Origin of the sequence: Acidisoma sp. L85, from assembly GCF_009765865.1 — a bacterium.
GTDB lineage: Bacteria > Pseudomonadota > Alphaproteobacteria > Acetobacterales > Acetobacteraceae > Acidisoma.
Window position 1 is genome coordinate 203,879 of the sequence record NZ_LMUQ01000052.1, and the last position, 26,378, is coordinate 230,256.

27 protein-coding genes are annotated in these 26,378 nt (G+C 61.8%); 21 read left to right on the forward strand and 6 right to left on the reverse strand.

Annotated elements, in window-relative coordinates:
• The first annotated feature begins 327 nt into the window (after positions 1 to 327).
• The 10 genes from GSQ83_RS16690 (at position 328) to GSQ83_RS16735 (ending at position 10,618) form a co-directional block, all read left to right on the forward strand.
• Entirely contained in the window at positions 328 to 489 is a 162-nt protein-coding gene (locus GSQ83_RS16690) for a hypothetical protein (protein ID WP_158804000.1), read from the forward strand.
• 789 nt (positions 490 to 1,278) lie between these two features.
• On the forward strand, positions 1,279 to 1,965 hold the full coding sequence (locus GSQ83_RS16695) for a response regulator transcription factor (RefSeq protein ID WP_158804001.1): 687 nt from the start codon (positions 1,279 to 1,281) through the stop codon (positions 1,963 to 1,965).
• Positions 1,966 to 2,596: 631 nt separating this feature from the next.
• Positions 2,597 to 2,980: a VOC family protein gene (locus GSQ83_RS16700; protein WP_158804002.1), complete on the forward strand. Its 384-nt coding sequence runs from the start codon at positions 2,597 to 2,599 to the stop codon at positions 2,978 to 2,980.
• Positions 2,981 to 3,188: 208 nt separating this feature from the next.
• Positions 3,189 to 3,965, forward strand: coding sequence for a GntR family transcriptional regulator (locus GSQ83_RS16705; RefSeq protein ID WP_216850255.1), 777 nt, complete (start codon positions 3,189 to 3,191; stop codon positions 3,963 to 3,965).
• Between the two features lie 165 nt (positions 3,966 to 4,130).
• A complete protein-coding gene (locus tag GSQ83_RS16710; protein WP_216850257.1) occupies positions 4,131 to 4,943 on the forward strand; it encodes a class I fructose-bisphosphate aldolase in 813 nt (270 codons plus the stop codon).
• Positions 4,944 to 4,957: 14 nt separating this feature from the next.
• Positions 4,958 to 6,241: an FGGY family carbohydrate kinase gene (locus GSQ83_RS16715; protein WP_158804003.1), complete on the forward strand. Its 1,284-nt coding sequence runs from the start codon at positions 4,958 to 4,960 to the stop codon at positions 6,239 to 6,241.
• 83 nt (positions 6,242 to 6,324) lie between these two features.
• Complete coding sequence (locus GSQ83_RS16720) at positions 6,325 to 7,365, forward strand: ATP-dependent DNA ligase (protein ID WP_158804004.1); 1,041 nt, start codon at positions 6,325 to 6,327, stop codon at positions 7,363 to 7,365.
• A gap of 71 nt (positions 7,366 to 7,436) precedes the next feature.
• On the forward strand, positions 7,437 to 7,856 hold the full coding sequence (locus GSQ83_RS16725; protein ID WP_254066543.1) for an NUDIX domain-containing protein: 420 nt from the start codon (positions 7,437 to 7,439) through the stop codon (positions 7,854 to 7,856).
• A 259-nt stretch (positions 7,857 to 8,115) separates the two neighbouring features.
• Complete coding sequence (locus tag GSQ83_RS16730; RefSeq protein ID WP_254065756.1) at positions 8,116 to 9,669, forward strand: acetolactate synthase large subunit; 1,554 nt, start codon at positions 8,116 to 8,118, stop codon at positions 9,667 to 9,669.
• A 127-nt stretch (positions 9,670 to 9,796) separates the two neighbouring features.
• Complete coding sequence (locus GSQ83_RS16735) at positions 9,797 to 10,618, forward strand: hypothetical protein (RefSeq protein ID WP_158804007.1); 822 nt, start codon at positions 9,797 to 9,799, stop codon at positions 10,616 to 10,618.
• Between the two features lie 40 nt (positions 10,619 to 10,658).
• On the opposite strand, the gene GSQ83_RS16740 is transcribed toward GSQ83_RS16735, so the two are convergent.
• The gene (locus GSQ83_RS16740) at positions 10,659 to 11,393 is read right to left on the reverse strand and encodes a FadR/GntR family transcriptional regulator (protein WP_158804008.1); all 735 of its coding nucleotides are present in this window, start codon (positions 11,391 to 11,393) and stop codon (positions 10,659 to 10,661) included.
• 188 nt (positions 11,394 to 11,581) lie between these two features.
• Between GSQ83_RS16740 and GSQ83_RS16745 the strand changes: the two genes are divergently transcribed.
• The 10 genes from GSQ83_RS16745 (at position 11,582) to GSQ83_RS16790 (ending at position 22,762) form a co-directional block, all read left to right on the forward strand.
• Entirely contained in the window at positions 11,582 to 12,364 is a 783-nt protein-coding gene (locus GSQ83_RS16745) for an SDR family NAD(P)-dependent oxidoreductase (protein ID WP_158804009.1), read from the forward strand.
• Positions 12,365 to 12,445: 81 nt separating this feature from the next.
• Complete coding sequence (locus GSQ83_RS16750; RefSeq protein ID WP_158804010.1) at positions 12,446 to 13,474, forward strand: sugar ABC transporter substrate-binding protein; 1,029 nt, start codon at positions 12,446 to 12,448, stop codon at positions 13,472 to 13,474.
• Between the two features lie 94 nt (positions 13,475 to 13,568).
• Positions 13,569 to 14,612: an ABC transporter permease gene (locus GSQ83_RS16755; RefSeq protein ID WP_158804011.1), complete on the forward strand. Its 1,044-nt coding sequence runs from the start codon at positions 13,569 to 13,571 to the stop codon at positions 14,610 to 14,612.
• Entirely contained in the window at positions 14,612 to 15,577 is a 966-nt protein-coding gene (locus GSQ83_RS16760) for an ABC transporter permease (protein ID WP_158804012.1), read from the forward strand. The genes GSQ83_RS16755 and GSQ83_RS16760 overlap by 1 nt, the downstream gene beginning before the upstream one ends.
• Before the next feature lie 2 nt (positions 15,578 to 15,579).
• On the forward strand, positions 15,580 to 17,097 hold the full coding sequence (locus tag GSQ83_RS16765; protein ID WP_158804013.1) for a sugar ABC transporter ATP-binding protein: 1,518 nt from the start codon (positions 15,580 to 15,582) through the stop codon (positions 17,095 to 17,097).
• Between the two features lie 12 nt (positions 17,098 to 17,109).
• Positions 17,110 to 17,967, forward strand: a complete 858-nt coding sequence (locus GSQ83_RS16770; protein WP_158804014.1) for a cyclase family protein — start codon at positions 17,110 to 17,112, stop codon at positions 17,965 to 17,967.
• Between the two features lie 84 nt (positions 17,968 to 18,051).
• A complete protein-coding gene (locus tag GSQ83_RS16775) occupies positions 18,052 to 19,167 on the forward strand; it encodes a mandelate racemase/muconate lactonizing enzyme family protein (protein WP_158804015.1) in 1,116 nt (371 codons plus the stop codon).
• A gap of 8 nt (positions 19,168 to 19,175) precedes the next feature.
• Positions 19,176 to 20,180: an ABC transporter permease gene (locus GSQ83_RS16780; protein WP_158804016.1), complete on the forward strand. Its 1,005-nt coding sequence runs from the start codon at positions 19,176 to 19,178 to the stop codon at positions 20,178 to 20,180.
• Positions 20,181 to 20,226: 46 nt separating this feature from the next.
• Positions 20,227 to 21,264: a substrate-binding domain-containing protein gene (locus tag GSQ83_RS16785; protein WP_158804017.1), complete on the forward strand. Its 1,038-nt coding sequence runs from the start codon at positions 20,227 to 20,229 to the stop codon at positions 21,262 to 21,264.
• Between the two features lie 7 nt (positions 21,265 to 21,271).
• The gene (locus tag GSQ83_RS16790) at positions 21,272 to 22,762 is read left to right on the forward strand and encodes a sugar ABC transporter ATP-binding protein (RefSeq protein ID WP_158804018.1); all 1,491 of its coding nucleotides are present in this window, start codon (positions 21,272 to 21,274) and stop codon (positions 22,760 to 22,762) included.
• A 50-nt stretch (positions 22,763 to 22,812) separates the two neighbouring features.
• On the opposite strand, the gene GSQ83_RS16795 is transcribed toward GSQ83_RS16790, so the two are convergent.
• Genes GSQ83_RS16795 through GSQ83_RS16815 form a run of 5 tightly spaced genes read right to left on the reverse strand, consistent with a single transcriptional unit; the run spans position 22,813 to position 24,802 of the window.
• Complete coding sequence (locus GSQ83_RS16795) at positions 22,813 to 23,799, reverse strand: SDR family NAD(P)-dependent oxidoreductase (RefSeq protein WP_256367241.1); 987 nt, start codon at positions 23,797 to 23,799, stop codon at positions 22,813 to 22,815.
• Between the two features lie 9 nt (positions 23,800 to 23,808).
• Positions 23,809 to 23,964 carry a hypothetical protein gene (locus GSQ83_RS16800; protein WP_158804020.1) on the reverse strand — a complete coding sequence of 52 codons (156 nt, stop codon included), beginning with the start codon at positions 23,962 to 23,964 and terminating at the stop codon, positions 23,809 to 23,811.
• Positions 23,961 to 24,248 (reverse strand): hypothetical protein, encoded by a 288-nt coding sequence (locus GSQ83_RS16805; RefSeq protein ID WP_158804021.1) that lies wholly within the window; start codon positions 24,246 to 24,248, stop codon positions 23,961 to 23,963. Before GSQ83_RS16805 ends, GSQ83_RS16800 begins: the two co-directional genes overlap by 4 nt.
• An 8-nt stretch (positions 24,249 to 24,256) precedes the next feature.
• Positions 24,257 to 24,541, reverse strand: coding sequence for a substrate-binding domain-containing protein (locus GSQ83_RS16810; protein ID WP_158804022.1), 285 nt, complete (start codon positions 24,539 to 24,541; stop codon positions 24,257 to 24,259).
• A 3-nt stretch (positions 24,542 to 24,544) separates the two neighbouring features.
• A complete protein-coding gene (locus GSQ83_RS16815) occupies positions 24,545 to 24,802 on the reverse strand; it encodes a hypothetical protein (RefSeq protein ID WP_158804023.1) in 258 nt (85 codons plus the stop codon).
• Positions 24,803 to 25,093: 291 nt separating this feature from the next.
• Between GSQ83_RS16815 and GSQ83_RS16820 the strand changes: the two genes are divergently transcribed.
• Positions 25,094 to 26,332: an acyl-CoA dehydrogenase family protein gene (locus GSQ83_RS16820; protein ID WP_158804024.1), complete on the forward strand. Its 1,239-nt coding sequence runs from the start codon at positions 25,094 to 25,096 to the stop codon at positions 26,330 to 26,332.
• Positions 26,333 to 26,378 lie beyond the last annotated feature (46 nt).

A 26,378-nucleotide genomic window follows, 5' to 3' on the forward strand; every position in this document is an offset into this window, starting at 1 on the left:
AGCGATTCATCACGCTCGATGCGCCTCTGAGGACGTTCGCCGCAGGCGACGGCCTTGTGCCCGATGCATCGTGCGCGTTTCGGGGATCGCGTCGCGGTGGCGAGGTGGGCTCGCGCAGGGGCGTGATTGTAGGAAGCGAGAGTGACGCTGCAAATGAGCTGCTGATGCGCGACGGTGAAGGCGATGTTCGAGATCACCGATCCTTGCTTCGCCGCAACCACAACGGCGGTCCGCTCCCCAAAGTCGAGAGGAGCTATTGCGGGGCAAGGCGGACACCGTTCTGTCCAGCGAGGAATTGTCGCTGGAGCTTGCCCCGAGCGTGGTTTGATGATCGCTGCTGCCCTGATAACCACCAATGGCGCTCGCCGTTATGTTCGGGAGGAAGGCGCTCTCGGCAATCCCGGCGGCGACCGCGGTTCCGCGCATCGTTCCAGGCGATTCGCGTCGCCGGACCGCTCGATTCCGCAGGTCGATCAGGTCGGGGAGTGAATAGGCTTTAACGGTGTCGACGGTGGGTGGCGACGGCACCTTGCCGAGTACCGGATTGGCAGGGAGGACCAGGAATCCGCCGGCTTCGCTGACACGGCGCGCCGCCTTGAGAGGCTCGCCAAGCGCCTCGGCGCCGGAGGCCACGCCCAGCGGCCCAGAAACGTTGCCAAACCCCACTCAACTGAGCGCGATCTCGGAAACCGGCGAGGCTTCCCTCGCGTTGTTGGAACAGATCGTCACCAATATTTCGGAACATACCGAGTAAGGGATGGCGATGGTTGCGCTACGCCGTCGCATAGTCGGTTGTTCCCACGGAGAGCCTGCCGACTGAGCGAATGCAAGGCGGCCCGCCATGAGCATGCATAGACGGGTGCGGGAATGCGAAACCCACTTCGCTATGGTTGAGATTGGCTCGAGCCAGCGCCTCAGTATACGAGAATACTATATGGCGCCGCGACGACCCCCATCGAAATCCTATGAGGATGGTGTCATCTTCTCATAAGTGGTCGTTCAGGATTTACGCTGGACCCACGACATCCATTCCCTCAGCCGAAGAGGGACCGTGCCAGGACGACGTTTTCGTCCTGGGAAAGGCTCTGGAAGAGGATGCAACGGCGCCACTTGTGCCCTTGTGCCGATGATGCGTGGTGCATCCCTCTTAGGAGCTCGCATAGGAATGGTTTTGAAGACGCCCCCACTACGTTTTGGACGACCTTTCGGAGATAAGCGCCGCGAGGGTATTCCGCCGGTTCGGGTCGGGGCCGGATTTTGTGGGTTGGAGGAATCGCCATGACTGGGCGTGAGACGGTGCTCGTTGTCGACGATGACGGCCAGATACGGCGGTCGTTGCATACCATCCTGCGTGGTGATTGCTACGACGTATTGGAAGCATCGTCTGGTGAGGAAGCACTCAAGGCACTGTCTGACTTTGCAGTCGATGCGGTCCTTCTCGACTTGGGACTGCCCGATCGGGAGGGGCTCGATCTCGTTCCGATGATCAGGCAGCTCACGACTGCGGCTGTTCTCGTGCTTTCTGCTCGCGACGCCGTTGATGAGAAAGTGACGGCGTTAAGCTTGGGTGCCGACGACTATATCGTGAAGCCTTTCATTGCCGAGGAACTACTCGCTCGTATCCGGACGGGGCTCCGCCACCGCCTGAATGCGCAAAGCGCCCGGACCAAGGTTGTTGTGGAAGAACTGGAGATCGATCTCGTAAACCACAGGGTCGTAAAAGCCGACAAGGAATTGCGTCTCACCTGGAACGAGTATTCTGTGCTTTCCGAGCTCGCGAAGCATCGTGGTCAGGTCATCACTTACGGTCAGCTGATGCAGTATGTGCGGAATCGTGAGATTGAGCATCGACTGAACCGGCTACATTCGATCGTCCGGAACCTCCGCCAGAAAATTGAGAGGGATCCAGATCGGCCCTCTATCGTGATCAACGAACTCGGCGTCGGCTATAGCCTCTCAGGCTAGGCTCTCCAGCATGCTCTGCTGGCCGCTCTCGTGTAGCCGCGCTCAAGGATGAGCATCCGCGGTTGAAGATGTGTACACAACCGTGGCCTTCTCGCGTGTTCGCCCTGGACGTTAGGACAGTGTCTCTCGGGCCAAGTTTTGGACTAAAATTTGGATTCGGCTGAGGCGCAGTGTCAGTCTGAACACAGTCGCACTATCCGGTTGCGTTTACGTCGGTGTTCGATTATTTCGCAAGGCTCCGCGAGCGTGTGGCCGTGTCTAACTGCGTGGTGGAGCAGAGAAAATGAACTCTCTATTGTCTATGCTGATGCTAGACCGTCTGCAAGTATCTTTTTATTTGACTCGACGCCATTGCACTCGTTTGACTAACGATATCGCTGAGCAAAAAGGGATTTCCGGCTCGATGCGCGGGATTTCCCGTCTCCTAATTCTTCTGCTCTCGGTTTCTCTGACGTCTTGTGCGCCGCAAAAGAAACATGACCATGCGATCTTTGGCCCGACTGATAAGGGCGCCGGCACGGACTACGGGAACAATAATCCTTAGTGCAAAGCCCTGAGCCTCGACACCGTTCGTTTAGCTTGTAGCGCAGAGGGCGGTATACCGCGCCAATATCACCAAAGGGAGTCCGACATGCTCGATCATACCGGGTTCGCGGTCACTGATCTCGGGAGGAGTAAGGACTTTTACATCAGGGCATTGGCCCCACTCTCCATTGAGCTTCTCGCTGAAGTAACCGCGGAACAGACCGGCGGCGGTGCTCACGCGGGGTTCGGGGCGGACGGCAAGCCGTTCTTCTGGATTGGAGATGGCGGTCGTGCTGCCGGGACGGTCCATGTCGCATTCACCGCACAATCACGAGCCGACGTTGACGCGTTTTACAGCGCGGGCATGGAAGCGGGTGGCAGAGACAATGGCGGGCCCGGACTTCGTCCACACTATCATCCGAGTTACTATAGCGCGTATATTCTTGATCCCGATGGCAACAACATCGAGGCTGTCTGTCATAGGCTCTGAGTAGAGCGGTGCTGTAGTTACAACGAATCTCCCAAAGCCTTGCTTGTTCAAGGCCACAATTGCCTTGCGTGGCTGGCTGACCCGTAATGGTGTCGCGGCGGACGGATGTACTAACTTATCGGCGCTAGACAATTCTACTTGACATCGGTCTTTCACTCTCTTAGTCGGATTCGTACGGCTTGTCCGTACAACACGTAAAGACTTATCAATGATGTCTGCAGGCGATATCGACCGGAGTTCTCCAGAGCCCTTCTACCTGCAACTCGGCCGCTGGCTGGAAGAGCAGATTGCCTCCGGCCGCTATGGATCTGGGGATCAGCTTCCGACCGAAAGTGAGATGTGCCGACAGTTCTCGCTGTCCCGCTCTACGGTTCGGGAGTCGCTGCGCAGCCTTCAAGAACGCGGCAAGATCAAGATCGTCCAGCGCCGCGGCGCCTTTGTATGCGGCTCCCAGCAGCGCAGCTGGATGCTGCAGTTTACCGAAGGGTTTTCGGAGACTGAGGCTGATTTCCATCGGCGCGTCGTCGATACGCAGGTACTCCGGGTAGAGCATGCGACGCTTCCGGATGCCGCCTGCGACGCGTTGCGCCTGCCCGAGGGAAGTGCGGGCGTGATGATCGAGCGTCTTCGCAGTCTCGACGGCACGCTGGCCCTTTACGGCATCAACTACCTGATCCCGAGCCTCGCGCCTGTGATTGGTGATGGTAGCACCCTCGGTGGAAAGGCGTCGCTCAACCGGGTGCTGCGCATGGCCGGATGGCAGGTCCATGGTGCGCGTCGATCACTCTCGGCCGTCGCCGCGTCGAAGAAGATAGCGGCGCATCTGGGGATCCGCGCAGGGGAACCATTACTGCTGATTCGCTCGGTGTCCTGGGACGCGAATGAGCGGGTGTTCGACTACTACTCTTCCTGGGTCCGCAGCGAGGAAGTCGCGGTCGAGATCGAGGTTCAAGCCGAGCGCTCGTACGCGGACAGCCGCGGCTAGAGCTGCCGGCCAAGGCTGAGAAAGGGTAGGTTAGTGCCTGCCGCAGGGCCCTCGCGACAGGGCGCTGCAGCGTTATAGATTTTGGCGCCCCCATCCAAAGCATGGCGGTGCGGGTTGCGTAGATACCCGGCTTACATTTTCCATGATTTCCTGGAGAAATTTATAATGACCGCAGTGAAGAACGTGCCAAACCTCCTCAATTCCTACCGCATGCAGCGCCTGTTTCCGCAGGGCCGTGCCGCGATCATCTGCCCCATCGATCACGGTATAATTTTTCCGCGCGCGTTGATGCGGGGCTTGGAAGATCCGGTTGCCGTGCTCAACCGACTTTCCGCCCACGGCGCCACCGGCTTCATGTTGAGTCCGGGCCTCGTCAAACAAACGCAGGTCGAGCTTGGGCAGGCAAGCCACTTGTCGCGCGTCATGGCGCTCGATGGCTTCTACAACCTCACCGACGCGGCCACTGGCATCGGCAACCTCATTGCGACGGTGGAAGATGCCGTGCGTCTCGGGGTAGATTGCGTGAAGCTGTTGATGCCGTGGAACGTCTCGACGCAAGAGAAGGTCAATCTAACCGAGCGTCTGGGTAAGGTCGTATCGGATGCTGCGAAGTGGGATATGCCCGTTATGATCGAACCCGTTCTCCTCGGCGAACCGCGTAGCAAGGAAGTGATTGCAGCAGAGTTCGAAGTTGCGCGCATCGCCTACGACATTGGCGCGGATATCGTGAAGATCGCTTTCCCAGGGCCTGATTACACGGCCAAGCTGGTGCAGGAACTGAAGGTGCCACTGGTGATCGCCGGCGGCCCTATGACGGGCAGTTTCGAGGATGCGGTGCGCGAGGTGCGCGACACGGTCGCGGCCGGGGCGCAGGGCCTGATCGTTGGCCGCAACGTCTGGTCCCGCGAGCCTGCCGAGGCAGAGCGCATGATGGCCGAACTCAACCGTATCGCGCGTGAGAACTACGTCGCTCTCTGAACCCTGATGGGCGAATGACGGTGCCGGATATCGTCTGGTGCGGGATCGATCTTGGCAGCAGCAACGTCAAGATCCTCTTCCTGGCGGAAGATGGGCGGGTTGTCTGGCGCGATAGCCAGCCGACGCCTCGCGTGTCGGACGGCATCGGACCTTGCGCGGATGCCGACATCCTCCTCGACCTCGTAGAGAAGATGATGATGCGTGGGCACCACGGCGCGGCGCTTGCTCAGCCGCTGGCGGCAATCGCTGTTGGTGGTACGGGCGAGGACGGTGTTCCGATCGATGCGGAGGGGCGGGCGCTCGATCTGGCCATCCCCTGGTTCGACCGCAGGGCGGATGCCCTTGCGCGCGCGCGCGCGGCCGAGCGGCTGTGGCGGGATCCGCGCATGCCAGTGACGCTCGACTACTCCAGAACGGCCGCGAAATGGGCCTGGAGCCGAGACCATCGGCCGGCGCCTCTGGCGGCGGCTGCCGGCTGGTTAGCATTGACGGATTATCCGGCGGCGCGTTGGTCCGGACGGCCTTTCATGAGCGAAAGCCTGGCCGCCCGCACGGCTTGCTATGATATCGGCGCGCGCGCCTGGATCGAGCCCCTTCTGGAGGCCAGCGGCGCTCCGCCGCTGCCACCCGTATTGTCCGGCGGCACGATTGTCGGGGCAGTGCAATCCGCGCGGTTATTGACGGCAGGCGTGACGGATGGCGATACGGTTATAGTCGCAGGCGGCCACGATCACCCATTGGCTGCCTTCGCGATCCGCCGACAGATTCCCGATGCGATTATCGATTCCATGGGCACTGCCGAGTTGCTTTACGGCGAGGTGACGGGCGATCGGCCGCCGCCCGCCCATCCGTATTTCGCCTTCTCACGGCCGATCTTCGGCCCAGGTATTGCCTGTTTGGGTGTGATGGAGCTTTCCGCGGTGCTTCGGCCCTTGATGGAAGCTGAGGACGAAACAGGCACGGGCTTTCGCGACGTAATGGCTGGCGCGCCTGTACCTGGAAGGCCGGGCGAGGGGCCGCTGCTACGCAAACTGCTGGAGAACAGCGCCGCCATGACGCGAGACAGGTTGCGAGCGCTGTATGAGATGGGTGTGCCCCGTGGCGCGATTTTCGCCGCCGGCGGCTGGGCGCAGTCACGCTCGCTGCTTGCTCTACGGGCGAGCGTTCTTGGCTGCCCGATCCATACGGTGCGCGAGACCGAGTTGAGCGCCTACGGCGCGGCGGTATTGGCGGGCGTTGCCAGCGGTGGCTCGCCACCCTGCGACCTGATCGTCGAGACGGTGGAGCCTTACCCATGAAGAAGCTCATCAAACATCCCAGTGCCTTTGTGCCCGGGATACCGGACAGCCTGGTGAGTTTCAGCGAGCGATTGGGCACGTAGATGTCCTACCTGCTCGCGCTGGATACGGAGCCGATGGAGGCAAAATCTCTCGACGCTCTGCCGGAGGGCGAGGGGTGGCAGTTCGAACCGAAATGGGACGGCTTCCGTTGCCTGGTGTTCAAGGCCGGACAGGACGTCGATCTCCGCGCCAAATCGGGCAAGTCGCTCTCCCGCTACTTTCCGGAGATGGTGGACGCTGTGCGCGGCGCCAAGGCCGATAACTTCGTGCTGGACGGCGAGCTGACCGTTCCGATCGGAGACACCTTGTCGTTTGGCGCTCTTCAAGACCGCGTGCATCCCGCGGCGAGCCGCATCAAGAAGCTTTCGGTGGAAACCCCTGGGCTCTTGATCCTGTTCGACTGCCTGGCAACGGCGAAGACCGGCAGCTTGATGGAGGCGCCGCTGACAAAGCGCCGGATCGAGCTGGAACGCGTTATGACTGGCCTTGGCAGGGCGCATCGGGCGCGCCTCACTCCGCTGACGCACGACCCCGCCAAGGCGCGGCATTGGCTAGATGACACTCGGGGTGCTCTTGACGGTGTGGTGGCCAAACGCGTGGCCGAGTCATATGAGCCGGGGAAGCGCGCCATGGTGAAAGTCAAACGCCTACGAAGCGCCGACTGCGTGGTGGGTGGCTTCCGCTACGTCAAAGGATCGCGGCAGGTCGGCTCACTTCTACTCGGGCTGTACAACGGGGACGGAACGCTGGATCATGTCGGATTCACTTCCGCCATCTCCAATGCTGAGCGGCCTGCATTGACCGCGAAGCTGGAGGCCATCAAGGGTGGCCAGGGCTTCACTGGGAATGCGCCGGGTGGTCCAAGTCGCTGGGGCACCGAAGGGTCCGCTGACTGGCAGCCGCTGCGGACGGAGCTCGTCGTGGAAATCACCTATGATCAGGTTACGGATGGTCGTTTTAGGCATGGGACAATGCTACGCCGGTGGCGCCCCGACAAGGCGCCGAAGCAATGCACCCGGGAACAGCTGCAGCAGGAGCTGCGACCCAGTCTTGTGGCCGAGCAACTTGATCTCGGCGGCTGACCGCTGTCGCTGATGTTCAAATACGACGCAGTCTGCGATCGGTCCTTAGCGTGGTAGCCCGAGCGCGGCGGATGTCTTGCGGCGTGCTCGTCACGGATGGTGTGCGCGTGCTCCTCGGCCACGCCTCTCGCTCGCCCCGATGGGACATCCCGAAAGGCCTGGCAAACCCGGGTGAGCCACTCGTGACAGCCGCCTTGCGGGAGTTGTTTGAGGAAACGGGGCTGCAGGCCACTCCCGATGCGCTGCGTTCCCTGGGGACGCATATCTACCTCAGAGACAAAGACCTGACGCTATTCGCGTGGAGTCTGAGTGTCCTGCCTGATCCGGCGGAATTGCGATGCTTATCGCTCGTCGAATTGCCCGGGGGCAAGTCGATGCCTGAGCTTGATCGGTTCGGTCTTTTTGCGTTCGACGCAGCAATCGCGGCTGTCGGTAGAAACCTTGCCCGAGTGCTTGCCGCCGTCTGGCCGATGATCGCCGGATGCGGCTAGTATGGGTGCCGCGCCGGTAGCTCTAAAGAGAGAGTCGACGTGCCGTTGTTCTGATTGGTGGCCCTCAACGCAGTAGTCGTTGGTCGCTCCTTGGCGATCCAGTTATTGCTATGGGCTGGGGTAAGAGGCTTGGCTGCGCTTACGACAGACTATGGGGTGCCCATCTGGGTGCGTCCGGTGAGTGCTGACACAAGGGGGTCTGGCTCAATTGCGGTGCCGCACACTCGCAAGCAATCAGACCATCGATGAATTGAAGGGTATGACACACGTGAACGGTGCAGAAAGTCTCGTTAGGACGTTGCTAAATTCGGGACTCGATACTTGCTTTGCAAACCCTGGCACAAGCGAAATGCATTTCGTCTCTGCCTTGGATAATGTGCCTGGGATGCAATGTGTGCTAGGTCTGTCCGAGGGAGTCGTGACCGGTGCGGCCGACGGGTACGCGCGGGTCATGGGCAAACCGGCGGTAACGTTGTTGCATTGCGGGCCAGGACTGGCGAATGGCCTGGCCAACCTGCATAATGCTCGGCGCGCCAACACCATGATGGTGAACTGCGTCGGCGATCAGGCCACTCACCACCGTCCGCTTGATGCTCCTCTGACTGCTGATACCGAAGGTCTTGCGCGAACCGTATCCGCCTGGGTCCGTACCGCCGCACATGCGACGCAGGTGGGCGCCGATGCAGCCGTCGCAGTGCAAATGGCAATGACATCGCCAGGCCAGATAGCGACCTTGATCCTTCCGTCTGATACTTGCTGGGATGCCGGTGGTGTGCCCGCTCGTGCTCTGGCAGTGCCGTCACCGCCGACGGCGAATCCGCATGCCATTCAACAAGCGGCTCGCCTGCTCAAAAACGGCGCGCCCACCCTGATGATCCTCGGGAACGGGGCTTTGCGGGCAGGCACGATCGCCGCTGCTTACAAGATCGCATTGGCCACTGGGGCCAAAATCGTCGCCCCGAACTTCAATGCCTTGATCGAAAGGGGCGGGAAGCGCTCGCCGATCGATCGCATACCTTATGTCGTTGAGCCGGCACTTTTGGAGTTCAGCGGCATCAAACAGATAATTCTTATCGGGACGGCAAAGCCGCCGTTCTTTTTTGCTTATCCAAGCAAGCCGGCCAGTCCGTTTCCTGGCGACGCCCATACGCACGTGATGACCCGACCCGAACACGACCAGGCCGCCGCGATGGCCGCTTTGGCAATTGAAGTTGGAGCGCTAGGGGAAACGGGAAGGCGGCTTGGAACACCTCGTCCCCATCCAGCTTCCGGATCAGTCACAAGCGAGGCCTTCGCTCAATCTCTCACAGCGCTGCTTTCCGAGGACACAATCATCGCGGATGAAGGTCTAACCTTCGGTCGTGCCGTTTTTTCAGGTACACACAATGCGCCGGCTCACGATTGGATGGCGGTCCCGGGCGGTGCAATCGGTGGCGGCATGCCTTTGGCGACCGGTGCGGCGGTCGCTGCCGCGGGCAGGCGGCGCGTAGTCAACTTACAGGCGGACGGGTCGGCGATGTATAGCATCCAGTCACTCTGGACCCAGGCGCGACAGAAGCTTGATGTGACGACCGTTATCTTCTCGAATAGAAAATATGCAATTCTTCTCGCCGAGTTGGAAAACGTGCGAGCCTCTGCAGGGAAAACGGCGCTCTCAATGCTTGAGCTTACAAATCCAGACCTGGATTTCGTCAAACTTGCCGCGGGAATGGGTGTTGAGGGTGCCCGCGCTGAGACGATGGAACAGTTCAACGACCTATTCACGATTGCGAACAAGCGCTCAGGGCCATTTTTGATAGAACTCGCGTGCTGATTCGGAACGTTCCCCTGCTCGCCGACCAAGCCTCCTCGCACGTTTGATGCGGCCAAGTGTATCGACTTCGAACGACCTGCAGTTGCCCTGCGAAAAACGAGCGGCGCGCTGAAGAAGGAATTTATAAATGCCCCGCAACGATCTCCTCCCGCCGAGCGTGAGCACGCTTGATCGCATCGATAATGCAGAGGTAGCATCTTGGGCAGACTACTTCGAGGCATTGTCTGCGAAAGCCTCCGAAGCGTCGCCGAAGCACCAGAAGATCGAGGGCGGGTTGCTAATTTCTCTGCCGTCCTGGCGTGGGCAAGTACTCAACAGGTTCTTCGGGCCTATAAAGAGCACCTCAGAAGGCGTGGGTTCCATAGTTTCGTCTCTCAAATCGTTCCGTCAGACGAGCGGCGTTCATCCGTCATTTCAGATCAGAGCCGCAGATGTCCAACTCGGCCAGATGCTCGTCAAGCACGGCTTGGTCGCATCGGATCATTCTTGGGCAAGATTCCTGCGGGTGCCTGGTGCTTTGGAACAACCCGAAACGGGATTGGTGGTCCGGCCACTTCATCTTTGGGAGGCGACTCAGTTCGCGCTCGCCATCGAGAGGGTCTTTGATCTCCCGCCCGGGATCCGTTCCGGCAGCGCTGAGATGCTGAGGCGGCCGGGCTGGAAGATCTTTGGGGCGATAGACGGAGATAGCGTGGTGGCTACTGGGGCAATGTTCGTCCACGCAGGCTGCGGATGGTTAGGATTCGACACGACGATGCCCGACTATCGTAAGCAGGGTTTGCAACAAGCCATAATTGCCGCACGCGTAAATTCGGCGGTCAAAAGCGGCATCGATCTTCTTACTGCCGATACGGAGTTTCCGCGCCCGGGTGAGCGCGATTCGTCGTTCGACAACTATCGTAGGGCTGAATTTGGCATCGCCTACGAGCGGCTGAACTTTAGCGTTTAGCAGCCGATCTTCGGGATGAGGCGATATGACCTACTCGCCTTCAGATGGAACGGCGAGACTTAGCTTTCGCGGTCGTGGGCTCTCGCGACGCGGGGCGTTCGTCCAGGAACAGGGTCTCCGTATGGACAATATGCTCGTGCATCGCCTGTCGCGCGCCGGCAGGATCGCGATTGGCAAGAGCGGCGAGAATGGCGGAGTGGTCTCGCAGTGTCCGCTGCCGCGCCGGCGCCCCGGCGGTCTTCTCCATGAGCCTCTCAAAGACCGGTGAGAACATTTCGGTCCAGATCATCCCTACTACGCCGGTCAGCACGTCATTGCCCGCCATGGCCGCAATCGAAAGGTGAAAGCGGCGATCCTCTTCGTGGCCGGGCAGCCCCTGACTCATGGCTGTCTTCTGTGCGGCGATCAGATGCTCTAGTTGCTCGAAATCCTGGCCCGGCGCAACGGCCGCCAGCGCGGCAACCTCGCCCTCGATCGCGCGGCGGGCGGCGAGGATTGTGAAGACACTCGTGCCAGCATCGCCGATCGTGGCGGAAACGCTTCGCGCGTCATTGACGTAGATACCGGAGCCCGAGCGGATATCTACGAGCCCAGCGATCTCGAGCGCGATCATCGCCTCCCTAACTGTCGGACGGCTCACGCCGAGCTTCAAAGCAAGATCCCGTTCGGGTGGTAGACGCTGCCTGGGAAGGAATTCGCCGGCGCGAATCAGCGTCGCCAATTGCTCGGCGACCTGCTGGTACAAACGTTGGGAAACAATCCAAGTGATAGGCACGTGGTCCCTCCAATTCGCATTTAGCGTGAGAAATGAACAGGCCGTCAAGTGGCAAGGTGGCCTTACCAATTTTGCTACCATTCTCGGCGGGTATGTGGCACGGTCGAAGGTGCGGCACGACAAGATGGGTCGATGCCCGCCAAAAGCGCCGCATACTTTGCGGCGAGAACTGACACTGGGTGGACGCGATGGGAAAGCTGTCGGGAAAAGTTGCGATCGTTACGGGCGCCGCGCGGGGCCTTGGCGGGGGGATCGCACGGCGTTTGGCGGAGGAAGGCGCCAGCGTGATTTGCGCCGACGTCAATGAGCCGACGATGGTCGTCTCTGCACTTCGCGCTGAAACTTCGGGGAGGCACACATCGGCGGTGCTCGACGTCGCGGACGGTGACGCTTTCGATGCGCTTGTCGCGGAGACGGTCCGGGCGCATAGCCGGCTCGACATCATGGTTAATAACGCTGGGATCTATGTCGGCGGCGCTATTGCCGAAACCGATGATGCGACCTTCAAGCGCGTAATGGACGTCAATCTGCTCGGCGTCTTTCACGGCTGCCGCGCCGCCGCACGCGTTATGATCGAGCAAAAGAACGGCCGGGTGATCAACTCGGCATCGCAACTCGGCAAGGTGGGCCGCGCGACCGAAGGAGTTTACGCGGCGTCGAAAGCGGGCGTCATCCTTCTCACCCAGGCGCTGGCGCTGGAACTCGCGCCGCATGGCATTACCGCCAACTGCATCTGCCCCGGCGCGCTGATGACGCCGATGCTGGAATTCAGTTTTCAACATATGGCGAACCAGCGCGGGGTGGCGCTGGATGATGTCATGAACAGCTACATCAGAGAGAATATCCCGAGCGGCCGTTTCGGCACGCCGGCGGATATGGGGGCGACTGTCGCGTGGCTGGCCTCCGACGACGCCTCCTTCATCAACGGCGCCGCGATCAATCTGACCGGCGCTCAGCAGGTCTTCTTCTAAGCGGCAATGGACTAGTAGCGCTTGTGCATCCACCAGCGACGGGACTAATCGTCGTGCAAAGAAAACAAAGAGGGTTCAGGAATGTCTCGTCTTACCAAACTGCTGGGCTGCGTCGGCGCTCTGCTATTCAGCGGCCTGGCGGTCGCATATGCGGATCCTTCAACCAAGATCGCGCTCGTCCCGGGCGGTCCGCATCCGTATTTCGCGAGCTGGGCGCAGGCTGGTGCTGACGCCAAGAAGGACTTCAACCTCGGCGCCGCGGACTATAAGGTTCCGGAGCAGTGGCAGCTTGCGGATCAGAACAACCTGCTCGAGAGCTTGGTCACCCAGGGCTATAACGGCTTCCTTCTCTTTCCCGGTGATCCCGTCGGTTCGGTGAGCACCGTGCAGGAGCTGACGGATTCCGGCGCGCCTGTCATCGCCCTGGCCGGCTGCCTGAAGGATCCCTCCACGGCCTCCTTCTGCTTCGGAACGGATGTCTACCGCTCCGCCTATCTCGGCACCCAGCACCTTATCGCGGGCATGGCCGGAACCAAGAAGCGCATCCTCCACGTCACCGGCTTCCTGGTCGATCCCAATACCCAGCTGCGCATCAACGCGGTCAATCAGGCAGCCAAGGAAGGGGGCGCGACCGTCGCCGAGACCATTGCCGACATCGATGCGCCCGGGCCGGCGGAAGAGAAGATCAACGCCTATCTCGCCGCCCATGCCAATGACATCGACGGCATCATCTCCACCGCCTGGGTGCCATCCGTGGTGAGCGCCAACGCGCTGCGCCGCATCGGCACCAAGCGCATCAAGATGGTCGCCATCGACCACGACAAGGCCGTACTGCAGGGCGTCAAGGACGGCTACCTGCTCGGCACCATGCTGCAGAATCCCTATGGCCAGGGCTACATCGGCTCCTATGCCATCGACAAGCTGCGCAACGGCTGCAAGGTCAATGCGAGTGCGCCCTGGACGAAGAACGCGCTGACCGCCCGTTTCATCGACTCCGGAACGGTCTTCGCCGGGCCCGAGCAGGTGGATAACTACCTTCAGTCGATGCAGGCGATTACCAAGACAATCTTCGCCAGCTTCGCCAAGACGTACCTCATCTGCTCGAAGTGACGCGCTGCGGATAGGGCCTCGCTGCGGGGCCCTATCCCGACTGTGGCGGATGCAGGGCATGCATCCGCCATCGCTTCAGATCATGGATATTTCGATGCCATCTGACGGACCCGCCGCCGCATCCCTGGATGCATCCGACACCACCCTGACGCCTTCGCCGCGCGTACGGCGTGTGCGCTTCTACCTGACAAACGAATTCGGCCTCGTGCTGCTGATCATCATCTTCGGCGCTGCCTTCACTTTCGCGGTGCCGCGCTTCCTGTCGCATTTCAATCTCTTCATTCTGGGGCGCACGGCGGCGGAGAATATCGTCATCGGGTTCGCGATGATGGTCGTGGTGGTCACCGGCGGCCTGGATCTTTCCGTCGGCGCCATCGGAGTCTGCGCCGCCATGGGCGGTGGCTGGCTGATGCAGGTCGCGGGTCTGCCCTGGCCGCTCGCCGTCATCGGCGGGCTGCTGCTGGGCGCGGCGCTCGGCTTCGTCAACGGCTGGGCGGTCGTGCGCTCGGGTCTGCACAGCTTCATCATCACGCTCGCCAGCATGAGCATCTTTTTCGGCGTGATGATCTTCATTACCCGCGCACAGGCCTTCCGCAGCATTCCGCTGAGCTTCGCGAGCTTCGCCCATATCCGCTACTTTGGCTTCATCTCGCCGCTGCTCCTTCTGGCGGTCGTCATCATGCTCGCGCTCGTCTATCTGTACAGGCTGACGGCTCTGGGGCGGGAGATGCTGGCCGCCGGCGCGCGGGCCTCGGCCGCGGAACTGTCCGGTGTGCGCGTCAAGCGCGTCATCATCCTCTGCCACATGCTGGCGGGGCTGCTCGCGGGCGTTGCCGGCCTCATGCTCGTCGCACGCAACGATGCGGCGATCCCCTCCATGGCCGGTCAGCTCGGCCAGGACTGGCTGCTCCCCGCCTTCCTCGGGCCGGTGCTCGGCGGAACGCTGCTCTCCGGCGGGTTCGTCTCGCCGCTCGGCACCTTGCTCGGCTCCTTTCTCCTCACGCTGCTGACCAATGGCCTGCTGCTTCTCCAGATCGGCCAATTCTGGGTCGAGGCGGTGCTGGGCCTGCTCCTCCTCGTGGCCGTTCTGCTCGATCAGGCGCGGCGCAGCTTCATCGCGCGGCGGAGGATGATCTGATGCAGTTCCTCTCGCGCTATGGGCGGACGGACTGGTTCGGACCGCTTCTGGTGACCATCCTGGCCGCGATCATCGTCGGCTCGCTCAGCCCCTCCTTCCTCTCGGCCTTCAACATTCAGGTTCTGCTGCTGGCGGTCGCGATCAATGCGCTGGTCGCCTATTCGCAGATGATCATCATCGCCATCGGCGAGATGAACCTCTCGGTCGGTGCCATCGGCGGACTCGCCGCCATCAGCTTCGCGGGGATGATGCAGGTCTGGCACATGCCGATCCTGCCGGCGGCGCTGCTCGGCATTCTCATCGGGTTATTGGGCGGCATCATCAATGGCGTGATCATCTCGCTGACCGGGATCTCCGCCTTCGTGATCACCCTTGCCAGCCTCTCGATCTACAAGGGCATCAACCTCGGCATCACCGAGGCACAGCCCTTCTACGGCATCCCGAATCTGGTGAAGCATCTCGGCAATGCGCCTTTCCTGGGGCCGCTGCCCTGGCTCATCATTCCAACCGCGATCGTCGGCTTCGGCCTGTGGCTGATGCTGACACGGCTGCCGATCGGACGTTGCATCCTCGCCGTGGGCGGCAACCGTCACGCGGCCGAGCTTTCCGGCATCTCGATCCGGCTCACCGTCATCGTCGCCCATGCGCTCTCCGGCGCCATCGCGGCGCTGGCCGGCATCCTGCTCTGCGCGCGGCTGCAGATTGGCCAGCCGACGATCGGGGACGACTGGCTCATCCTGTCCTTCGCCGCGCCCGTCATCGGCGGCGCCGTGCTGACCGGCGGGCATGTCAGTGTCGGCGCGACGACCCTCGGCGTAGTGATCGTCGCGATCATCACCGAGGCGCTGGTGCTGTTCAACATCGATCCATTCCTGGTCCAGGTGGTGCTCGGCGTGCTGATCCTCTGGGCGGTCGGTATCAACCGCCTGCGGGAATTCCGCCTCAAGCCGCTGAGGAGGGCCTGAGCATGGCGGAGTTCCTGTTCGAGGCGCTCGGCATCTCGAAATCCTTCCCCGGCGTGATGGCGCTGCAGGACGTCTCGCTGCAAATGCGCGAGGCCTCGATCCACGCGCTGCTGGGCGAGAATGGCGCCGGCAAATCGACGCTGATCAAGATCATCACCGGCATCCATCGCCCGGATGCCGGTGAGCTTCGTTTGGCCGGAACGCCGATCGAGTTGACGAGCCCGCGCGATGCCATGGCAAAGCGCATCGGCGTCGTGCATCAGGAACGCAATCTCATTCCGCGCTTCTCGGTCGGCGAGAACATCTACCTGGAGCAACTCGCGGGACGTCCGCTGAAGCCGCTGCGCTACCCCGAGCTCTACCGTCAGTCGCGCAAATGGCTCGACCTTCTTGACCTCGATGTTGATCCGGCGACGCCGGTCTCGCGGCTCAGCGTCGCCAAGATGCAACTGGTGGAGATCGCCAAGGCACTGGCGCTCGATTCCCGCGTGCTACTGCTAGACGAACCAACGGCCTCGCTGACGCCGCACGAGACTGTCACTCTCTTCAAGGTCCTCAAGCGCCTGCGCGATGATGGCGTCAGCATGCTCTTCGTCAGCCACAAGCTGGAAGAAGTCGGGGAACTATGCGACCAGGTCACGGTGCTGCGCGATGGCCGCAATGCCGCGCACAGCCAGCCGCTGCAGGGCCTCGGGCGGCAGGATCTCGTGCAGCTCATGATCGGCCGCAAGGAGCAGATCGCGGATTGGCCGGCGCGGAATTTCGCTGCCGCGACGCCGGCTCTGGCGCTTAAAGGTGTCTCCACCATCCTCGGCCACCGCGACATCGACCTGACGGTGAAGCGTGGCGAAATCCTCGGCCTCTACGGACTCGTCGGGGCGGGCCGCACCGAACTCGCGAAATGCATCATCGGGCAGTTCGCCGTGACGGAAGGCAGCGTCGAGATCCAGGGCAAGGCGGTGAAGATCGCTTCCGTCGCGGATGCCATTCATCGCCACGGCATCGGCTATGTCAGCGAGGATCGCAAGGCGGAGGGGCTGATCCTCATGCATTCGGTGCTCGCCAATGCCGGCATCACAGTCTGGCGCAATCTCGGCCACCATGGTCTGCCGCTGACGGATGGGCGTATCCGCAGCAGGATCGAGCCTTTCGTACGCCGGTTGGAAGTCCGCACGCCTTCTCTGGCGCAGCTCGTCGGCAATCTTTCGGGCGGCAATCAGCAGAAGATTAGCGTTGCCAAATGGCTGGCGGCGGGGGTGAAGGTGCTCATCGTGGACGAGCCCTCCGTCGGCATCGACATCAAGACCAAGGCTTACCTACACGAATTGCTGCGCGAATTGTCCGATACCGGCACCGCCGTGTTGGTGATCACCAGCGACATGCCGGAGATGATCACGCTCGCCGATCGTATCGCGGTGATGAATGATTACCGCATCGAAGGCACCATAACGAATACCCGCGACTACGAAGAAATGAGCAGCCGCATCATGTCGCTGATCCATCGAGTTGAGGCGGCATAAGGGAGAGGCATTATGGCAGAGATCGCTACAAGCGTGGCGGAAAAGCCGCCATTTGGTGCGCTTTCTCGTATCGACAATGCCGCGGTGAGGGCGGCGCTGAGTATCGCAAAGCGCGGACGAGTCTTCGATCTCGGTTTGGAATTGAACACGCGTATTCCACACAATCCGGACTTCATTCGCTTCTCACTTGCCTTCACGCAGACGCCGGAGGGGACGGGTGCGGTCTCGCCCTTCCAGTATTCCGCCGAGGCTATCTTCGGCGCCCTGCATATCGGCACGCATATCGATGCGCTCATCCATGTCCAGAAAGACGGCCGGATCTATGGCGGCCATCTCGCCTCGGAATCGCGGAACGATCGCGGCTGGACGCGTTACGGCATCGAGACGGTGCCGCCTATCCTGGGGCGCGCCGTGGTGCTCGATATTCCGTGCCTCAAGGGGCTGAACCGGCTGCCCGACCGCTACGAGGTTACTGTCGAGGATCTGAAAGCGGAACTGACGCGCACCGATAGCGAGATCCGCAAGGGCGACATCGTCATCGTTCGTACCGGCAAGATTCAGGATTTCGGCGATGAGGCGGCGTTCCAGGCGGCGGAGCCGGGCGTCGGCCGAACGGCGGCGCTATGGCTCTATGACGCCGGCATGGCAGTGCTCGGCACCGACACGACCGGGACCGAACCGCTGCCGTTCGACGATCCTGCCGTCACGACACATGGCGCGATGCTAACTGAGTCCGGCGTGCATCTCATCGAGAATCTCAATCTGGAAGAAGTGTCCCAAGCGAATATCCGCGAAGGATTCTTCGTTGCCCTGCCGCTGAAGATCACGGGCGCGACCGGTTCCTGGCTGCGGCCGGTTCTGGTTGTGTAAGATCGCTGTAAATGACATCGAGTTTCTAGAATTTGTCCGAGCGCATGGCGATCCCTCCGCGCTCGTTTCCACCGAGGAGGCAATATGAAGATCCGGTCGGTCGAGCCGTTCATCCTGCATGTTCCGCTCAATGTCGCGTCGATTTCGGACTCGACGCATACCATCACGCATTGGGGCGTCGTCGGCACGCGTATCACGACGGAGGACGGGCTGGAGGGATACGGCTTCACTGGAACCCACGCGCATCTTCCCTCGGATCAGCTCATCACGCGTTGCATTTCCGCCTGCTACGCGCCGCTGCTGATCGGTGAGGATGCGTCGGATGGCACGCGTCTCTGGCTCAAGCTCGCGCGCAATCCGGCGTTGCAATGGGTGGGCCGTGCCGGCATCACACAGATCGCGCTGGCGGCGGTCGATATCGCGCTATGGGATCTGCGCGCCAAAGCGGCACGCATGCCGCTGTGGAAGCTGCTCGGCGGCGCAACGACGGAGAAACTTGAGGCTTACAATACAGATATCGGGTGGCTCTCGATCCCAAAGGACACGTTGCTGGAACGCAGCCGCCGCGCGATCGAGGAGGAGGGCTTCCGCCGCATCAAGCTGAAGGTCGGCCATGATGATCCAATGATCGACCTCGATCGCCTCGAAGCCGTGCGGAAGGCGCTAGGGCCAAACGTGACGATCGCCATCGATGCCAATGGTCGCTGGGATCTGCCGACCTGCCAGCGCTTCTGCGAGAAGGCCGAAGCCGTCAGCCTGCACTGGTTCGAGGAGCCGATGTGGTACGATGACGTCCGGTCCCATGCCATCCTGGCGCGCTCAACCCGCATCCCCATCGCGCTCGGCGAGCAGCTCTACACGGCCGAGGCCTTCAGCACCTTCATCGATGCGGAGGCAGTGCAGTATGTGCAGCCGGATGTGACGCGGCTTGCTGGTATCACGGAATACCTCCAGGTGGCCGATCGGGCGCATTCCAGCCGGCTGCCCGTTGTCGCTCATGTTGGTGATATGGGGCAGGTGCATGTGCATCTGTCGTATTCGCACCCGGCGACGACGATGCTGGAATACATTCCCTGGATCAAGGATTGCTTCGCGGAGCCGATCCGTGTCGAGAATGGCTATTACTTGCGGCCCGAGATGCCAGGCGCTGGTGCCACGCTGACAGCGGCAGCGATCGTGTCCTACGCGAAGCCGCTCTGAAACCTGCGATGACAACCACGCCGAACGACAGCGAGAGAGGGTGGATCAGGCGCAACACCCGTAGTGTGTTACGCTTCGAGGAACTCGGCATCCTCGGCGCCATGGTGCTGTTCTTCGTCGTCGGCACGGTAAGCAGCCCGTATTTCCTGACGGTCAACAACCTCGCCGGCATTCTCCAGAACATCACCTTCCTGGGTTTCCTGTCGATCGGCGTCGGGCTCGCCTTGATGGCGGGCGAGATCGACATCTCCGTTGGCTCCGTCTTCGGCCTAACGGCTGTGGTGTCGGCGATGGTGATCAAGGCGGGCTACCCCATTACGGAGGCAGCGGCGCTCGGCGTGTTGACAGGGCTTGCCTGCGGCCTGGTCAATGGGCTCGTGGCACAGCTCATCCGAGTACCCGTCATCGTCGTCACACTGGCGACACTCGGCATCTATCGCGCCATCGCGCTGGCACTCGCCGGCGGGTCGCCGGTCGGCGGCCTGCCCGCGAGCCATCTGTTCTTCGACATCTTTGGCCAAGGTGCCGTCGGCCAGATCTCCTTCATCACCATCCTCTTTCTTGTCGTCGCACTGGTGGTCGAGATCATCCTGCGCTGCACCTCATCAGGTTTCAGATTGCTGGCGATCGGCAGCAATCCGCAGGCGGCGCATCTCGTCGGCTTTCATGTTGAACGGACGCGCATCCTGCTGCTTGCTTTCTCCGGCCTGATCGCCGGGGTATCGGGCGTCTGCTCCGTCGCCTATCTCGATACCGCCGGACCAACCGCCGGATCGGGCTATGAGCTCAGTGTCCTCGCAGCCGTCATCATTGGTGGCGTCAAGCTGAGTGGCGGACGCGGTTCCATTTTCGGTGTCCTGCTGGGGCTTTGCGTCATCGGCATTTTCCAGAACCTCGTGGTTCTCTGGGGTATTTCGCCCAACTGGGCGCAGGGCGTCTCGGGTCTCGTGCTCATCGCCGCCATGACATTGACCTGGCTCGCCGGCGGCGGCGGGCGTTCCACGGCGGCATGAACACGACCGCCGGCCAAATATCGCAACGAACAAAGGGAGGATGCCAATGACCGAAGATAAGCCCTCGCTGCAACTGGAACGCCGGAACTTCGCCAGGTTGCTCGGCGTCGCCGGTGCGGTCGGCGCGGCGACACTTGGCGGCGCCGTCACGGCCCGTGCCGCCGACGCTCCCGCCTGGAAGGACTGGGTCGGGACCTTCTACAAGAAACCCGTCAAGGTCGCCGTTTCCTGCGCCGGCACCACCAACCCTTATTTCGCCGCCACCAAGGCGGGCGCGGAAGATGCCGGAGCCCAGCTTGGCATCGACATGCTCTGGACCGGCGTGCCGGACGGCAATACCGTCAACCAGATTTCGCAGTTCCAGCAGCTCGTGAATACCGGCTACGAGGCGATCGTCGTGATCTCCTTCGAGCCGGATGCCTGGATCGCACCGATCCGCAAGGCGGTAGCGAATGGCGTGCTTGTCCTCACCGCCAATAACGACACGCCGAAGAGCGCGCGCGAACTTTACTTCGGCCAGGATCTGGTCAGCGCGGCGGTGGTCCAAGGGCAGATGCTGGCCAAGCTCGCCGGCGGCAAAGGCAAGGTGGCGATGACGAACTGCGCCCCCGGCTCGCTCGCGCTCGATCTGCGCGTGCAGGGCGCGCGACAAGGCGTCACCGCTGGCGGGATGCAGGATGTCGGCGTCTATAACACCAACCCTGCCGACATGGCGAGCGAGCTCGGCACCATCCGCGACATTCTTCGTGCGCATCCCGATCTAGCGGCGATGATGCCGCTCTGCGGCCCTGACACGGCGGCGGCTGGTCTCGTGCGCAAGAACCAGAAACTCGATCTGCCCATCGTCGGCACGGATCTGCTCTATCAGACGCTCGAGCTGATCCGCGATGGGTATGTCAACGCGACCATTGGTCAGCAGCCCTATCTGCAAGGCTATCTGCCGGTGATGTATGCCTATCAGCGCGCGGTTCTCGGCGCGCCGAAACTCAACCTGCCAGGCGGCAACTATTATCTCGCCAACGAGATCGTGACGAAGGACAATGTCGCGGAGTATCTCGTCCGCGAGGCGCGCTTCCGGGGATGATGACGGCATGCTGACCGCCGAGGGGATCAGCAAGCGCTTCGGCAGCATGGCGGCGCTTGAGGATATCTCGCTCACGGTGAATGCAGGCGAGGTGCATGGGCTGCTCGGTGCCAATGGCGCCGGGAAGTCCACGCTCATCCGTATTCTGTCGGGTGCCATCCGTCCTGATAGCGGCAGTCTGCGCGTCGCCGGGCGCGAGGTGCCACTCGGCTCGCTGGCCGAGGCGCGCCGGGCCGGACTCGTCGTCGTGCACCAGGAGCTGATGCTGTTTCCGGATCGCTCGGTCGAGGAAAACGTCTTCGCGAGTGTGCTGCCGACGCCGCCCTTCCGGCTGATCAGCCGCCACGCCCGGCATCGCAAGGTGGCGGCGGCGGTGGAGCGACTGGGCGCGGTGCTGGACCTCAAGGCACGTGTCAGCGACCTGCCGCTGTCCCGCAGGCAACTGGTGGAGATCGCCCGCGCGCTCTGCGCCGGCGGCACTGTGCTGGTGCTGGACGAGCCCACCTCCGCGTTGTCGCAGGCTGAGGCGCACGGTCTCTTCGATGCGATCCGCCTCATCACCGCGCAGGAGGCCGCCGTCATCTTCGTCTCCCACCGGCTGGACGAGGTTTTCGCGATCACCGATGCCCTTACCGTCCTACGGGATGGCCGCGTCGCGGGCCGCTGGCGCACGGCGGATGTCGATATCCCCACTATCACGCGCGCGATGGTAGGCCGCCGCGCCGATGAGCGTCCGCGACCCGCCGGTAGCGCGAGCGGGGGTGCCGCGGCGATCTCGATACGCGGCTCCGCGCCGGGCCTCTCAGATCTCGACCTCTCGGTGGGCGCTGGGGAGATCGTCGGTCTCGCGGGTCTCGAAGGGTCCGGTGTCTCGACTGCGCTGGAGATGCTGGGCGGCGTCCTGCCTGTACGCGGCCAGCTGGAGGTGAAGGGCAAGCCGGTCACCTTCAGGCATCCGAGCCAGGCGATCGCGGCTGGCGTCGTCTATATGCCGCCTGATCGCAAGAAGGCCGGGCTGTGGCTGGACCGCGACGCGAGCGTCAATATCGGGGCCGCGGCGGTCGCGCGCATGGGCGCGCTGCGCGGGCTCGGCCGGGCGACGCTTGACATGGCCGCCAAGACGCGGATGGCGGAGGTCGGCGTGCGCGCCAATGCCCTGCGTGAGCCGGTCGCCCGGCTCTCCGGCGGCAACCAACAGCGCGTGATGCTGGCCCGCGTGCTGGAGGCACGGCCGCAGGTCCTGTTGCTGAACGACTTCACCCGCGGCGTCGATGTGCAGGCGAAGGCGGCGATCCACGCGCTGGTTCGTGGTCTCGCTGATTCCGGCATGGCGATCTGCGTCACTTCCTCGGATTTCGAGGAATTGCTGGATGTCGCCGACCGCATCGTCTGCATGTCCGCTGGGCGTATCGTGGCAAACCGGCCTTCGGCGGATTTCGACAAACTGAGCCTTCTGGCGCTAGCCTCGTCAGGAGCTGCTACCGCCGCCGTCGCTTGACCACTCGGTCGCCGTTTCTTCGAGCGTTGGAAAGAGGGTATCAGCGCGTGTCAGCGAGAGGCTGCGCTGATCGCGTGCTTCACCCAGTTCAGACGCGCGCCGGGAACCAAGCCATAATTGTAGAAGTTGATACTCTGCGCGCCCGCCTTGCGCGCAGCGTTGGCTCGGGTCGCGAGATCCGCCGGGCTGCGCATCTCGGGGTAGAAGACGCGAAAACCGGTGCCGAGATGCCTGTCCGGACCCACAGCGGTCCTATTCTGAGCGATCAACTCGGTGACTTGATCAGGCGTCATGTCATAGCCACAGATAATGGCGCCATCGCAGGCCGCCGCAGCCGCCTTTACATCGCAGCCTCCCAGCCAGCCCTCTTTCAAGTCGATCAGGTAGATTTTTGTGCTGGGCGCGGCATGGTCACGGATTTCACCGATAAGGCTGGTTACCGGCTCGAAGCGCCATTTGACGAAGTCGTACACCTCGGGGTGAGGCTGGAAGACGTCCAGGCCGGCGGAGAGGAACTCCGGCCAGCGTGACGCCGGTATGGCCCGCTCGCAGGCCTCGGTGATCCAAAGCTTCACGGTGGCGCGCGCTTTTTCACCATCGACTCCCGCCATGGCCGCTCGAGCCAGACAGGCGGGGCAGAAGCAAAGCGAGAGCAAAAAATCCTCATCTGCAGTGAGGCCGACGCCATCCTTCTCGTGGTGGAACCCGTGCGTGATAGGGTATCGACTGGGCGCATCCGCCGGTCCGGGCACCGACCGAGGAAATATTGACGATACGGCCCCCTTTTGCGCCGACATCGGGCCGATTGCTTCCTGGCAGGCAAAGAACACGCTGGAGAGGTTGAGATCTATGGCACTGCGCCACAGCGCTTCCGTAGTCTCCGCCGTCGGCACGCGCTCGACCATGTCACCGGCATTGTTGACGAGGATCCGCAGGCCCCCGAAACGTTCCAGATGGCGCCGGAAGATCACGGCGACACCCTGTCGCTCGCGCAAATCGGCCTGCACGGCGAGCGCGGTACCCCCGGCCGCCTCGATGCGCGCAACCTAGCTCTCAGCGGCGATTCTATTGGTGTGGTAGGAGAGGGTCACGGCGGCGCCGGCTGCGGCCAGTGCTTCGGCGATGGCGCCACCGATGCCGCCAGTCACCAGCGCCGTCTGTCCCCGCAGATCCGTGCGCGGAGCAGCGAAAGTCTCGGTCACGGCTTGGCCAAAATCATGGCTTGCAGGGAGGTGCGCGTATAGGGCGGGTAGATGAAGCCGTCATCCGGGAAGTTTTTGCCGCTCTCCAAGATTGCCGCGAGATTGGCATTGGTGATCATCGGGATCGGCACGTCGATCGGAAATTTCACGTCCTTCCCCTGCTGTGCCAGCACGCCCGCCAATATCGCCATGGCACCCATCCAGTTGGGATTGCCGACCGCCATGGCGTTCAACTTCTTCTGCGACCACGTATTGAGGAACTGCTTGCTATTTTCGCCGGTCATCGGAGGGATCAGCTTGCCTGCGCGTCAATGCCGGCAGGGCCGTTCAGCACGAGAATCTTACCCTTGCCGCCCAGCGTGTCGATCAGCCAGTTCGCCGTCGCGTCGCCCCAGGATTTGGCGCTTACCTCGATCTTCGTCGTGAGTTGATCCGTATGGATCGGGCTGTCAAACGAGATAACCGCGATGCCTTTGCGGCAAGCTTGGCCGACGACGCGATCAAGCGCGGTGGGCGATCCAGCATCGACGATGATGACATCGGTATTGGCGTCGATCACCGCCTGGATCTGCTGCATTTGCTACGTAACATTGCCGTTCGCATTTTGGATCGTGAAAGACTTCAGAAGGCCGTCCTTCTTCAGATCACGCGCCATATCATTCATGGTCTGCGTCGTCTGGGTCATCCAGGTGGGAGCGAGATAAATATCGGCCCAGGACACGGTGTAAGGTGGTTTGTGAGGCTGGGTAATACATTTCGACATCGCTTGGGCGGCAGAGGCGCCGGCAAGAAGCGAAAGACCCATTACAGCGGCCGCAAATGGCCTTGTAAGACGCATGCTCATTTCCCTCTAACTTCCCAAGGTCGGCCGAATCTCGCTGTCAGCGCGAGTCCGACAGCCACCGTATCGTGCACCCTGATAGGCTGGACACTCGTCCCGCGAGACCGAAGAGCACGCAAAAAGCTGGATCTGGCATCAGACTTAACCGGTCACTGATCATTGCAGTAAAGCCCGGATTGACCTGAGCCTGAGGCTTTCTGTCGCCTTTCTTGAGAATGCCAACGGACTCCCGGCCGAAATTTAGGCACATTGGCAGTTTTCAGTGACGTCCGCCAACGGACCCAACAATTGACGTTGGCCGGGTATCGTTATGCCCATAGACTGCGCGAGAACCACAAAAAGACTGTCGTCATGATCTCTTCCGAAGTTGCACGCGAGCGCGCTACCGCTTTAGTCCCTCATCTGGCCGAGCGCGCCCCACGCTGCGAAATGATTCGGCGATGTCCCCAAGAGACTGTCGACGAACTCTATGAAGCCGGTCTGATGCAAATGATGCAGCCGCTGCGCTACGGTGGGTCTGAACTCAATCTCGACGTGGTAGCAGACGTTGCCATGACGCTGGCCGCCGGCTGCGCGTCTACTTCCTGGGTCTGGATGAACCTGGCTACGCATTCCTGGAACATTGGGCAGTTCAGCGAGGAGGCCCAGGACGACATTTGGGGTGTGGATCCGCGCGCGCTTGCTGCTACCGGCCTAGCATTTCCATGTGGCCGGGCCAAGCGCGTCAGCGGTGGCTTCCGACTGAGCGGCCGCTGGCCCTTCGGTAGCGGTGTTGACGCGGCGAGCTGGTTGCTGGTCGGTGCGCAGATAGAGGGAACGGATGCGCCGCTAGAACGATGGATGTTTCTTGTGCCAAAGGACGACTTTCGGAGCCTGGACAACTGGCACTCCTTCGGACTGGCTGGAACCGGTAGCCACGACGTTGAAATCCGGGATGTGTTCGTACCAGAACATCGAAGTGTTCGGCCGGAAATACTCGCCGCGGGCCGCGAATGTCCCGGAGCACGGATTAATCGAAGTCCGGTTTATCGACTTCCGGCGTACTCCGCTTTCGGCTTTGCGTTGAGCGCCGTTCCGCTCGGCGCCGCCCGGGCCGCGCTAGATCAGTTCACCGCGGGCGCTCGCACGCGTGCAAGCACGTTCAGCGCCAGCCGGATAGCCGAGATGGTGCCAGTGCAGTTGCGTGTGGCGGAAGCGGCCGCGAACATCTCCTTCGCCGAAACCGCCTACTGGACCGATCTTCGCGAATTAGTCGCTCTGACCGAGAGCGGGGAGGCCGTTGGCGACGATGCCAAATTGCGTTGGAAGCGCGATCTCGCCTTTGCCGTGACCTTGAGCAAGCGGGCAGTCGAGTTGCTTTTGTCTGCCAGTGGAGGTGCCGCCCTATCCACACATAATTCGCTTCAACGCAACTTTAGAGACGTCTATGCGGCATCATCTCATATAGCCCTCACCTGGGATGTACAGGCTGCGATGTACGGGCGTCATGCGCTTGGCATAGCGATGGAGCCCGGTGCGCTGATCTAACTCGCGCCGAGCGCTGTTCTCCAGAGGGTCAGTCGATCAACTGTGT